This window comes from Rhodococcus zopfii NBRC 100606 = JCM 9919 (genome assembly GCF_001895025.1).
In the GTDB taxonomy this organism is placed as follows: domain Bacteria; phylum Actinomycetota; class Actinomycetes; order Mycobacteriales; family Mycobacteriaceae; genus Rhodococcus; species Rhodococcus zopfii.
This window is the reverse complement of record NZ_BCXI01000033.1, coordinates 1-12,175: the sequence shown is the minus strand read 5'-3', so window position 1 is coordinate 12,175 and position 12,175 is coordinate 1. Positions and strand designations below refer to the sequence as shown.

Genomic DNA, 12,175 nt, shown 5'->3' with positions numbered 1-12,175 from the left:
GGGGGGTGGCGGTCGAGTGTGGCGGCGTCGTTGCTGCGGGCGCAGGGTTTCGAGAATGTTTCGGATCTGCTCGGTGGTTACAACGCGTGGGCCGAGGCGCACGTCCCGGCCTGATCGTTTCCGGCCGTTCGGCCGGGGTTGTCGGTGACTGTTCTTTCGATCCCAGGAGGATTCCATGTGTTATCCCGTCACCTGTTCGCGTTGCGGCAAGACCGGTTGGGGAGGTTGTGGACAGCACGTCGATGCGGTGATGCGTTCGGTGCCCGCCGCCGACCGCTGTACCTGCGGTCAGGATGCGCCGGCCCGAGGTGAGCGTCGGACCTTACGTTCACTCTTCCGTCGCTGACCCGCCGGTCGGCCGGTGCGCTGCGGTCGGATCGCTAGTATCGCTGGATGGCCGGATCTTCGCGGAAGTCTGGAGTGCTGACCTCGCAGGGGGAGGACTTCCCCCGCTGGTATCAGGACGTTCTGAACAAGGCGGAGTTGGCGGACAACGGCCCGGTCCGTGGGACCATGGTGATCCGACCGTATGCGTATGCACTGTGGGAACACATGCAGGCAGCGGTGGACGCAAGAATCAAAGCTGCAGGTGCCGAAAATGTCTATCTGCCTTTGCTCATTCCCCAGTCCTACCTCGAGCGGGAAGCCGAACACGTCGAGGGATTCAGCCCGGAGCTGGCGGTGGTCACCCACGCCGGCGGGAAGGATCTCACCGAACCCGCCGTCGTGCGCCCGACGAGCGAGACGGTGTTCGGTGAGCTGATGGCCAAATGGGTGCAGTCGCATCGTGATCTGCCGATGCGGTTGAATCAGTGGGCCAATGTGGTGCGTTGGGAGATGCGCCCGCGGATCTTCCTGCGTACGAGCGAGTTCCTCTGGCAGGAGGGCCATACCGCCCACGCCACCAGCGATGAGGCCGGTGCCTTCGCCCGCCGGATTCACCTCGACGTCTATCGGGACTTCCTCGAGAACATGCTCGCAATCCCCGTCCTGGTCGGGGTGAAGACCGAGCGGGAAAGGTTCGCCGGTGCAGTGACCACCATGACGTGCGAAGCGATGATGGGTGACGGCAAGGCGCTGCAGATGGCGACCAGCCACGAACTCGGCCAGAACTTCGCCAGGGCGTTCGACATCAACTACACCGACGCCTCCGGTCGGTCCCGAACATGCTGGACCACCTCGTGGGGATCGAGCACACGGATGATCGGCGGTCTGATCATGGCGCATGGCGATGACCAGGGGCTTCGCCTTCCGCCGCGGATCGCCCCGGTGCAAGTGGTGGTGATCGCAGTCAAGGACGACGATCCCACCGTGACCGCGGCATCGACTCTCGCCGATTCCCTTGCCGCCGCGGGTATACGAGCGCGGCTGGATGCTCGCACCGACCAGGGATTCGGGCGCCGGACGACCGAATGGGAACTCAAAGGTGTGCCGCTGCGCCTCGAGATCGGTCCTCGTGACCTCGAGCGCGGGGAGTGCACCCTGGTCAGGCGTGACACGAAACAGAAGTTCTCCGTCGGTGCCGAATCCGTCGTCGCGACGATTCGAGAGCTTCTCGACGCAATCCATACCGAGATGTTCACCGCGGCACGAGACCGGCTCGGTCGGCGCACGACCGACGCCACCACCTCGGCCGGGGCCCTCGATGCCAGTGCTACCGGATTTGTCCGGATTCCCTGGAACGTTCTCGGTGAGCACGGAGAGCGTCAGCTCAACGCGCGTGGGGCCACCGTCCGGTGCTTACAGGCATCCGACGGCGGTCTCCCGGACGTCGAGACACCGTCCGAAGAGCTGATGGCGATCGTCGGCCGCAGCTACTGATCGCGCCGCTCGTCCTCCCCGGACGGCGCCGGGGCCTTTCCGGAAGCTCGGCGCACCGGATTCCGCTATCATCGAACACATGTTCGAGTTCTGGGTGCGGTCGCATGGGATGGAGTAACGGTCCTCCCACGTGGGCGGAGCTGGAGCGTGTCCTGTCCGGCCGGCCCCGCCGCGACCCGGAGTTCCCCGGCGACGGCAGCGACAGTCCGGCCTGGTCGCGCACCCGCACGGAATACGAAGCCCGGGTCTGCCGACCCGACGGGCCGGTCGTGCCGTACGCCGAGCTGCACGCGCATTCGGCGTTCAGTTTCCTCGACGGTGCCTCCACGCCCGAGGAACTCGTCGAGGAGGCCGCCCGGCTCGGCCTCGAGGCGCTGGCGCTCACCGACCACGACGGGCTGTACGGCGTCGTCCGGTTCGCGGAAGTAGCTCGGGAACTGAAGGTGCCCACCGTGTTCGGTGCCGAACTCGGCCTCGACGACGCACACCTGCTCGTCCTGGCCCGCGGGCAGGAAGGCTATCGGCGGCTGTCCCGGCAGATCGCCGCCGCGCACCTGGTCGGCGGTACCAAAGGCGCCCCGCGCTACGACCTCGACGTACTCGCCGAGGCGGCCGGCGACCACTGGCAGATCCTGACCGGCTGCCGCCGTGGTCACGTCCGGCAGGCTCTCGCGGCCGGCGGCCCCGACGCAGCCGCGGCCGCCCTGCGCGAGCTGATCGACCGATTCGGCGCCGACCGCGTCACCGTCGAACTGACCTGCCACGGACTGCCCGACGACGACGAACGCAATGCCGCCCTGGCCGCGCTCGCCGACGCGCACGGGCTGTCGTGCATCGCGAGCACCGCGGCGCACTTCGCGGACCCGTCCCGCCGGCGGCTCGCGATGGCGATGGCCGCGATCCACGACCGGCAGAGCCTCGACGACGCAGCCGGTCGGCTCGCCCCCACCGGCGGCGGGCACCTGCGTTCCGGCGCCGAGATGGCACACCTGTTCGCCACCCACCCCGACGCCGTGCGCCATGCCGCGGACCTCGGCCGCGAATGCGCCTTCGACCTGCGGCTCATCGCGCCGAACCTGCCACCGTTCGACGTACCCGCCGGCCACACCGAACTCACCTGGCTGCGCACGCTCACCCTCGACGGCGCGCACCGCCGCTACGGACCACCGGAACGCAATCCGGCGGCGTATCGGCAGCTCGACCACGAACTCGACATCATCGGCCGGCTCGACTTCCCCGGCTACTTCCTCGTCGTGCACGACATCGTCACCTTCTGTAAGAGCAACGACATCCTGTGTCAGGGAAGAGGATCGGCGGCCAACTCCGCCGTCTGCTACGCCATCGGCATCACCAACGTCGACCCGGTCCGCAACGAACTGCTCTTCGAACGGTTCCTGTCCCCGGAACGCGACGGACCCCCGGACATCGACGTCGACATCGAATCCGACCGCCGCGAGGAGGCCATCCAGCACGTCTACAGCAAGTACGGGCGCGAGTACGCCGCGCAGGTCGCCAACGTCATCACCTATCGCGGCAAATCCGCCGTCCGCGACATGGCGCGCGCGCTGGGTCACTCGCAGGGCCGGCAGGACGCATGGAGCCGGCAGGTCAGCCGCTGGCACGGCGTCGCCGCCGAGACCGACACCGACATCCCGCGCCCGGTGCTCGAACTCGCCGCGCAGATCGAAGGACTGCCGCGGCACCTGGGCATCCACTCCGGCGGCATGGTCATCTGCGACCGGCCCATCGCCGACGTGTGCCCCGTCGAATGGGCGCGGATGCCCGGGCGGAGCGTGCTGCAGTGGGACAAGGACGACTGCGCGGCAGCCGGGCTCGTCAAGTTCGACCTGCTCGGTCTCGGCATGCTCTCCGCGTTGCACTACATGATCGACCTGGTCGCCGAGAACGAAGGCGTCACGGTCGATCTCGCCCAGCTCGACCTCACCGAGCGAGAGGTTTACGAAATGCTGTGCCGCGCAGACTCGGTGGGAGTGTTCCAGGTGGAGTCGCGTGCCCAGATGGCAACACTGCCGCGGCTGAAACCCCGAAACTTCTACGATCTGGTGGTCGAGGTCGCGCTGATTCGCCCCGGTCCGATCCAGGGCGGATCCGTCCACCCCTATATCCGGCGCCGCAACGGGCTCGAACCCGTCACCTACGACCATCCGTGCCTCGAGAAGTCGCTGATTCGAACCCTCGGCGTGCCGCTGTTCCAGGAGCAGCTGATGCAGATGGCCGTCGACGCGGCCGGATTCACCGCCGCCGAAGCCGACCAGCTGCGCCGCGCGATGGGCGCGAAACGCTCGACGGAGAAGATGGAACGGCTACGCGGCAGGCTCTACGACGGCATGCGCGAGCGGCACGGCATCACCGGCACCGTCGCCGACCGCATCTACGAGAAGCTCTATGCGTTCGCGAACTTCGGTTTCCCGGAGAGCCATTCGCAGAGCTTCGCGTCGCTCGTGTTCTACTCCGCCTGGTTCAAGCTGCATCATCCGGCGGCCTTCTGCGCGGGCCTGTTGCGCGCCCAGCCGATGGGGTTCTACTCCCCGCAGTCCCTCGTCGCCGACGCCCGCCGGCACGGCGTGGTCGTGCACGGACCGGACATCAACGCGAGCCTCGCGCACGCCACCACCGAGAGCCGGGGCCGGGAGGTGCGGCTCGGCCTCGGTGCGGTCCGGCACATCGGCGATGCGTTGGCCGCACGCCTCGTCGCCGAACGTGAGGCGCACGGACCCTACACCTCGTTCCCGGACCTGACGACCCGGGTGGAACTGAGCACCGCACAGGCCGAATCGCTTGCCACCGGGGGAGCGCTCACCTGTTTCGGCATCACCCGCCGCGAAGCGCTGTGGGCGGCGGGCGCGGCAGCCGCGCAACGTCCCGACCGGCTCCCCGGCATCGGGGCGTCCACGCAGGCCCCCGCGCTGCCCGGGATGAGCGACGTCGAACTCGCCGCGGCGGACGTGTGGGCGACGGGAGTGTCACCGGACAGTTACCCGACGCAGTTCCTGCGCCCGCAACTCGACGCGCTCGGCGTCGTGCCCGCGGGACGGCTGCTGCAGATCCCCGACGGCCGACGGGTACTCGTCGGGGGCGCGGTCACCCACCGGCAGCGGCCCGCGACCGCCGCGGGCGTGACCTTCCTCAACCTCGAGGACGAGACGGGCATGGTGAACGTGGTGTGCTCGGTGGGATTGTGGGCGAAATACCGCACGCTCGCGCACACCGCGCCGGCGCTGCTGGTGCGCGGACGGGTGCAGAACGCGGAGGGCGCGGTCACCGTCGTCGCGGACCGGTTGCAGCGGATGGATCTGCGAATGGCGGGGAAGTCCCGTGACTTTCGTTAGGATCGCCGCCATGAACCGGCTGCTGGTGGTCCTGCTCACTGCGATAGCTCTGCTCGTCACCGGCTGCGGCGGAACCGGCACCGACTCCGGGAGCGGGCCGGCCGCGTCCATGCCTGCGTCGCCGTCCCTGGCCGACGGCACCCGCGAATCCGCCCCGTCCGAGCCGCAGGCCTCCGACCGGAAGGAAATCGTCACCGGGCAGTTGATGCTCACCGCCGACGATCCGGTTGCGGTGGGACGACAGGTTGTGACGATCGTCGAGGACTCGGGCGGCCGCGTCGACTCCGTCACCGAACAACCGGAGATCAGCAGTGTTCTCACGGTCCGGGTTCCGGCGGACCGGCTCGAAGGCACCCTCGACGAGCTCCGCGGTCTCGGCGAGGTGACCAGCCTGACCACCACGCGCGACGACGTCACCCTGCAGTACACGGATCTCGAGGCGCGGATCTCCGCCCTGCAGGCATCGGTGGACCGGTTGCGGGCGCTGATGGCGTCCGCCGCGAACACCGCCGATCTCATCGAGGCGGAGAACGCGCTGGCGGACCGTCAGGCCGAGTTGGACAGCCTCACCGCGCAGCAGCGGTACCTGTCGGACCAGATCGACCTGTCCACCCTGACCGTCGACATCAGCGCGGAACCGCGACGTCCCGATGACCGCGACAGTTTCTGGGACGGAGTGGTCGCCGGCTGGGACCATCTGCGGTCCGCGCTCGGCGATTCGATCGTCGCGCTCGGTGTTGCCCTGCCGTGGATCGTGTTCTTCCTCGTGGGCGCGGGCATCGTCTACCTGGTCGTCCGGCTGCTCGCCCGCATCGGCCGCCGTCCCGCTGCGGCGCCCGCAACCCCGGCGGAAGCCTCCGCCGAGCACCCGGTGGTAGAGGTGGACGATGAATAACCGACGGAACCGAATTTTCGTTGCCGGTGCCTGCGCGACCGCTGCCGTGCTGCTGGCCGCGTGTGGTGGGGGAGCGGAATCCGGCACGCCTGTCGCCGAATCATCCACTGCTGCAACGCAAAACCATGATACCGACTCGGACGCCACCGATTCGCCGCAGACGCATTCGGCTCCGTCCGGGGGTGCCTCGGAGGAGTCCGGCCTGTCCGCACCGTATCGGGCGGAGGAAATCCCGGTCTCGGGCTCGACCGGCACGGTCGACTACGACGTCGTCATCCCGCAGATCAGCGGTGGGAACCCGGCCGTCGTCACCGAGTTCAACGAGTCGATGCGCGCGGCGCTGGAGGACCAGATCCAGCACTCCGACGACGTGAGCTACACGCTCTCGACGCAGGAACACGAGGTGACCCGGATCGGGGGCCACGTCGTCGCCGGGTTGCTCGTCACCTCCTACAATGCGAACCCGCCGGGAGCTCACCCGACGCCGCTTGTCGCCACGGTTGTGGTGAACACCGACACGGCCGCCCCGATCACGCTGCGGGACCTGTTCCCCGATCTGCAGGCCGGACTGCACCGGCTGTCGGAGCAGGCGGCTCTGCTTCTCCCCGGCACCGTGGCCGGCCCGGAGTTCTATCCCGAAGGCATCGCCCCCGAGGCGACGAACTTTGCGAACTGGCTGCCGACACCCGAGGGCATGGAGATCCACTTCGACGACTACCAGGTCGGTCCGCACGCGATCGGGCTCGTGACGATCACGGTGCCGTGGGCGAACCTGAGCGATGTCACGGACCCGTATATCGCGACCGTGGTCGCGAGCTGAGCATCCGCCGATCCGTGAGACCGCCGCGCGCAACCGGACGCGCGCGGCTGTCTCACGACCGTGCGAAAGTCAGACGCCCCCGGCGAATCCGTGCTGCCGCCACGCCTCGTAGGTGACGACGGCCGCCGCGTTCGACAGGTTCAGGGACCGGCGGCCCGGCAGCATCGGGATGCGGACCTGCGCGGTGATGTGCGGGTCCGCGAGAACGTCATCGGACAGACCCGTCGGTTCCGGACCGAACAGCAGTACGTCCCCCGGGAGGTAGTCGATCGACGCGTACGGCACCTCGCCGTGCGCGGTGAACGCGAACACCCGTTCCGGTTGCAGCGCGTCCCAGGCCTGCTGTAGTCCGGCGTGCACCGTCACCGAAGCCAGATCGTGGTAGTCCAGCCCCGCACGCCGCAGTTTCGGTTCCGACAGGTCGAATCCGAGCGGTTCCACCAGGTGCAATTCGCAGCCGGTACCGGCGACCATGCGGATCGCGTTGCCGGTGTTGGGAGGTATGCGGGGCTCGTGGAACATCACTCGGAACACCTCGAACACCTTGCCAGAAGCGGTAGGGCGTGGACGATGAAGGTATGGGCAGCGACGATACCGAGGTCCGGTGGAGGGGAGCGCGCGTCACGGGACGAAGCTTCCGCGCCGCGGATCTGCGCGGCTCGTTCATCGAGGATGCGGTCTTCATCGACTGTGACTTCACCGACGCCGATCTCACGGGAAGCAGCCACCTGCGCAGCACCTACCGTTCGTGCACGTTCACCCGTACCGATCTGTCGGACAGCATCTTCCGGCGCTGTGCGCTCGTGGGGTCGGTGTTCACGCAGTGTCCGATGCGTCACCTCGTCCTCGACGACGTCGACTTCACGCGTGCGGGCTTGCGCAGCGCCGACCTGCGCGGCCTGGACCTGAGCACCTGCATCTTCCGTGACGCCGACCTGACCCGCGCGGACATGCGGTACGCGGTGCTGCGGTCGGTGGACCTGCTCGGTGCGCGGCCGGTCGGGGTGCGGCTGGACCATGCGGACCTGCGCAGTGCCCATATCGGTCCCGCGTTGTGGCGCAGCGCGGAACTCGACCACACCCGGATCGAGAGGTCGCAGGCGATCGAGTACGCCCGCGCTCACCACCTCGACATCGACGAGCCCGACCGCCGTTGAAATACCGGGACACGGACCTGCGACAATGGCAGCCGTGACTGCGACGATCCTGGACGGCAAGGCAACCCGTGACGAGATTTTCGAGGACCTGACGGCCCGTGTGGCCGCGCTGAAGGCGAAGGGCATCACGCCCGGCCTCGGCACCGTCCTCGTCGGCGACGACCCCGGATCGGCTGCCTACGTGCGCGGCAAGCACAACGACTGCGCGAAGGTCGGCATCACGTCGATCCGCAAGGACCTGCCCGCCGACGCCACACAGGAACAGCTCAACGCCGCGATCGACGAGCTCAACGCCGATCCCGCATGCACCGGCTACATCGTGCAGCTGCCCCTCCCGAAGCACCTCGACGAGAACGCGGCGCTCGAGCGCATCGACCCGGACAAGGACGCCGACGGCCTGCACCCGGTGAACCTCGGCCGGCTCGTGCTCGGCAAGGAAGCCCCGCTGCCCTGCACTCCGCGCGGCATCGTGCACCTGCTGCGCCGCTACGAGGTTCCGATCGCCGGGGCCCACGTGGTCGTCGTCGGCCGCGGTGTCACCGTCGGTCGTCCCATCGGCCTGCTGCTCACCCGTCGCAGTGAGAACGCGACCGTGACGCTGTGCCACACCGGCACGAAGGATCTGAAGGCCGAGATCGAGCGCGCCGACATCGTCGTGGCGGCGGCCGGTGTGCCGGGTCTGGTCACCGCGGACATGATCAAGCCGGGTGCGGCGGTCCTCGACGTGGGTGTCTCGCGTACCGCGGACGGTCTGCGCGGAGATGTCGCCGACGACGTGCGCGAGGTCGCGGGGTTCGTGTCGCCGAACCCGGGCGGTGTCGGTCCGCTGACCCGAGCGTTCCTGCTCACGAACGTGGTGGAGCGGGCCGAGCAGCTCGCCGGCCTCTGACCCGGAAACAGGCGACTCGGATGGACCGCTGGGTACGGTTCGCCCGCCGGAACCTGCCGTTGGTGGCGGTGACCGTGGTCATCGCCGCCGCGGTGGTGCTGGTGCTCGCGGATCGGTGGCGTCGTGGCGCATTCGTGTTCGGCGGCGCCACGATTCTCGCGGGTGTGCTGCGATGGGTGCTGGCGCCCGAGCAGGTCGGGGTGCTGGCCGTGCGCAGCAAGGGATTCGATGTTGCGGCGTTGCTCCTGGTGGGCGGGGCGATCGTGGCGCTGGCCGTCTCGATCGACCCGCTCGGCACCGGCTAGTCGCGTCCGACGAGGTCCATCAGTTCGACCAGGAGCTTGGCGACGGAGTCGGCCTCGGTGAGGAATCCGTCGTGCCCGTCCCGTGATTCGAGGACCCGAAGGCCGTCGCAATTGGGCAGCCCGTCGGCGATCTCCTGCTGCAACCGCAGCGGGTACAGCCGGTCGGAGCTGACGCCCGCGACGATCGTCGGAACCGGGGAAGCGCCGAGCGCGGCCTGCACCCCGCCGCGTCCGCGCCCCACGTCGTGGCGGTTCATGGCCTCGGTGAGGACGACGTAGGTGCCCGGGTCGAACCGTGACACCAGCTTGTCGGCCTGGTGATCGAGGTAGCTCTGCACGGCGTACCGTCCGCCGCGCCACGGATCCTCGTCGGCTTGAGCCGAATTCGCGTAGCGGGAGTCGAGTTCTTCCTCGGTGCGGTAGGTCAGGTGCGCGATGCGGCGCGCGATGCCCAGTCCGGTGTCGGGACGGCGTCCGGTGCCGTGGTAGTCGCCGCCCTGCCAGTCGGGGTCGCCGGTGATGACGGCCATCTGCGTGGTCTGGGTACCGATCTGGTCGGCGGTGGCGCGGGCGCCGACCGCGAGGATCAGCGAGGCCCGGACCCGATCCGGGTGCGTGACGATCCATTCGAGCGTGCGCATGCCGCCCATCGATCCGCCGGTGACGGCGGCGAGGGTCTCGATACCGAGCGCGTCGAGCAGTGCGGCCTCGGCGGCGACCTGATCGCGGATGGTGATCTGCGGGAACCGCGACCCCCACGGCTTTCCGTCCGGTGCCGTGCTGCTCGGCCCGGTACTGCCCCGGCAGCCGCCGAGCACGTTGGAGGCCACGACGCACCAGCGGTCGGTGTCGATGGGCGCCCCCGGCCCGACCATGCCGGTCCACCAGCCGGGCGAGGGATGGTCGGGTCCGGCGGGCCCGGTGATGTGCGAGTCGCCGGTGAGCGCGTGCTCGACGAGCACGACGTTGTCGCGGGCGGGGGAGAGTGCACCCCAGCGCTGCACCGCGAGCGTGACGTTCGGGAGGCTCTCGCCGCTCTCGAGGGTCAGCGGGCCGATGTCGACCAGGCCGAGACGGCCGTCCTCGGGCGGAAGGTCGACGGGTCGCCGTTCGGTGCCCGCCGTCAAGACGCTGCCGCCTCGACGACGGTGGGGCTGGCGGTGGTGGTCATCATGTCCTTCGGGCCGGGAGCGGGGAGGGCGGGTCGGATCTAAGCGCGACAGCTCATGACCACAACTCTCATGGTGACTACCTCCCTGTGCCGGCTTGCCGTTCGACCTGTGCGCCGAACGGCCGGGTCTTCACCCGGAGCACCCCACCCTGGCTGGAGGGTTGCCGACCAGCAAGCCGGGGCTCAATGCTGGTACTCATGACCTGACCGGCAGTTTAGCGGCTCGCTTCGATGTGTCCCAAGTTGGGCTGCCCGCAGCGCTGACCAGCGGAAAGTTACCGGTCAGTAGAGAACGAACGCTTTGCGCTCCGATGGAATAGCAGTACGCTTGTCTTGTTTGGCACGTGTTCCCCGCGTGTGAACACGTCCATGCTCAGATCCCTGAGCAGTGTGAAGCCGTACTCACAAAGTGCGGTCGAATCGGGCCGAGGAAACGTCCTAGGAGGACACGAAGCGCACATGTCCAAGATCAAGGTTGAAGGCAAGGTCGTCGAACTCGACGGCGACGAGATGACCCGCATCATCTGGCAGTTCATCAAAGACAAGCTGATCCACCCTTACCTGGATGTCGATCTCGAGTACTACGACCTCGGTATCGAGCACCGCGACGCCACCGACGATCAGATCACGATCGACGCGGCAAACGCCATCAAGAAGCACGGCGTCGGCGTCAAGTGCGCCACGATCACTCCGGACGAGGCGCGCGTCGAGGAATTCGGCCTCAAGAAGATGTGGCGCTCGCCCAACGGCACGATCCGTAACATCCTCGGCGGCACCATCTTCCGCGCACCGATCATCATCTCGAACGTGCCCCGCCTGGTCCCGGGCTGGACCAAGCCGGTGATCGTCGGCCGTCACGCGTTCGGCGACCAGTACCGCGCCACCGACTTCAAGGTCCCCAGCGCCGGCACCGTCACGATCACCTTCACCCCCGAGGACGGCAGCGAACCGATCCAGCACGAGGTGTGCAAGATCCCCGAGGACGGCGGCGTCGTCATGGGGATGTACAACTACAAGAAGTCCATCCAGGACTTCGCGCGCGCGTCGCTGGCCTACGGTCTGCAGCAGAACTACCCGGTCTACCTGTCGACCAAGAACACGATCCTCAAGGCCTACGACGGCATGTTCAAGGACGAGTTCCAGCGGATCTACGAGGAAGAGTTCAAGGCGGAATTCGACGCCGCGGGCCTGACCTACGAGCATCGCCTCATCGACGACATGGTCGCCTCCTCCCTCAAGTGGGAGGGCGGCTACGTGTGGGCCTGCAAGAACTACGACGGCGACGTCCAGTCCGACACCGTCGCGCAGGGCTACGGCTCGCTCGGCCTGATGACCTCCGTGCTCATGACCCCGGACGGCAGGACCGTCGAGGCCGAGGCGGCGCACGGTACGGTCACCCGCCACTACCGGCAGCACCAGCAGGGCAAGCCGACGTCGACCAACCCGATCGCGTCGATCTTCGCCTGGACCCGTGGCCTCGAGCACCGCGGCAAGCTCGACAACACCCCCGAGGTGATCGAGTTCGCGCAGCAGCTCGAGGACGTCGTCATCAAGACCGTCGAATCCGGCCAGATGACCAAGGACCTCGCCCTGCTCGTCGGACCCGAGCAGGGATGGCAGACGACCGAGGAGTTCCTCGGCACGCTCGACGAGAACCTGCAGAAGGCACGCGCCTGACGTAGCGCGCAGCACAGCAGAGCGGGGCGCCTCCGGAAGGAGGCGCCCCGTTTCGCGTTCCGTCAGACCGGCAGCGTCAGGTCCGGTGTC

General features: G+C 68.2%; 12 protein-coding genes and 1 riboswitch. Of the genes, 10 read left to right on the top strand and 2 right to left on the bottom strand.

Annotated elements, in window-relative coordinates:
- The 6 genes from RZ1_RS30135 to RZ1_RS20380 all read left to right on the top strand — a co-directional run.
- Positions 1-114, top strand: a 114-nt coding sequence (locus tag RZ1_RS30135) for a rhodanese-like domain-containing protein (RefSeq protein WP_244899364.1), incomplete at its 5' end; no start/stop codon positions are given.
- Positions 115-175: 61 nt separating this feature from the next.
- The gene (locus tag RZ1_RS31965; protein ID WP_505358130.1) at positions 176-346 is read left to right on the top strand and encodes a DUF8730 family Cys-rich protein; all 171 of its coding nucleotides are present in this window, start codon (positions 176-178) and stop codon (positions 344-346) included.
- 47 nt (positions 347-393) lie between these two features.
- On the top strand, positions 394-1,821 hold the full coding sequence (gene proS / locus RZ1_RS20395) for a proline--tRNA ligase (protein ID WP_072814341.1): 1,428 nt from the start codon (positions 394-396) through the stop codon (positions 1,819-1,821).
- Between the two features lie 104 nt (positions 1,822-1,925).
- Positions 1,926-5,171 carry an error-prone DNA polymerase gene (locus tag RZ1_RS20390; RefSeq protein ID WP_072814340.1) on the top strand — a complete coding sequence of 1,082 codons (3,246 nt, stop codon included), beginning with the start codon at positions 1,926-1,928 and terminating at the stop codon, positions 5,169-5,171.
- A 10-nt stretch (positions 5,172-5,181) separates the two neighbouring features.
- Entirely contained in the window at positions 5,182-6,066 is an 885-nt protein-coding gene (locus RZ1_RS20385) for a DUF4349 domain-containing protein (protein WP_072814339.1), read from the top strand.
- A complete protein-coding gene (locus RZ1_RS20380; protein WP_072814338.1) occupies positions 6,059-6,886 on the top strand; it encodes an RsiV family protein in 828 nt (275 codons plus the stop codon). Before RZ1_RS20385 ends, RZ1_RS20380 begins: the two co-directional genes overlap by 8 nt.
- A gap of 69 nt (positions 6,887-6,955) precedes the next feature.
- On the opposite strand, the gene RZ1_RS20375 is transcribed toward RZ1_RS20380, so the two are convergent.
- Positions 6,956-7,420, bottom strand: a complete 465-nt coding sequence (locus RZ1_RS20375) for a tRNA (cytidine(34)-2'-O)-methyltransferase (protein ID WP_072814342.1) — start codon at positions 7,418-7,420, stop codon at positions 6,956-6,958.
- Between the two features lie 44 nt (positions 7,421-7,464).
- On the opposite strand from RZ1_RS20375, the gene RZ1_RS20370 reads away from it, so the two are divergent.
- From RZ1_RS20370 to RZ1_RS20360, 3 genes are read left to right on the top strand one after another with little or no spacing between them, the layout of a single operon-like run.
- Complete coding sequence (locus RZ1_RS20370; protein WP_139281911.1) at positions 7,465-8,043, top strand: pentapeptide repeat-containing protein; 579 nt, start codon at positions 7,465-7,467, stop codon at positions 8,041-8,043.
- A 34-nt stretch (positions 8,044-8,077) separates the two neighbouring features.
- Entirely contained in the window at positions 8,078-8,932 is an 855-nt protein-coding gene (locus tag RZ1_RS20365; protein ID WP_206022851.1) for a bifunctional methylenetetrahydrofolate dehydrogenase/methenyltetrahydrofolate cyclohydrolase, read from the top strand.
- 20 nt (positions 8,933-8,952) lie between these two features.
- Complete coding sequence (locus RZ1_RS20360; protein WP_072814335.1) at positions 8,953-9,237, top strand: DUF3017 domain-containing protein; 285 nt, start codon at positions 8,953-8,955, stop codon at positions 9,235-9,237.
- Here RZ1_RS20360 and metX read toward each other — a convergent pair.
- The gene (metX, locus tag RZ1_RS20355) at positions 9,234-10,364 is read right to left on the bottom strand and encodes a homoserine O-acetyltransferase MetX (RefSeq protein ID WP_072814334.1); all 1,131 of its coding nucleotides are present in this window, start codon (positions 10,362-10,364) and stop codon (positions 9,234-9,236) included. The genes RZ1_RS20360 and metX overlap by 4 nt on opposite strands.
- 130 nt (positions 10,365-10,494) lie before the next feature.
- Positions 10,495-10,612: riboswitch (SAM riboswitch) on the bottom strand.
- Positions 10,613-10,867: 255 nt separating this feature from the next.
- Here metX and RZ1_RS20350 point away from each other — a divergent pair.
- Positions 10,868-12,085, top strand: a complete 1,218-nt coding sequence (locus RZ1_RS20350; protein WP_072814333.1) for an NADP-dependent isocitrate dehydrogenase — start codon at positions 10,868-10,870, stop codon at positions 12,083-12,085.
- The last annotated feature ends 90 nt before the right edge of the window (positions 12,086-12,175 follow it).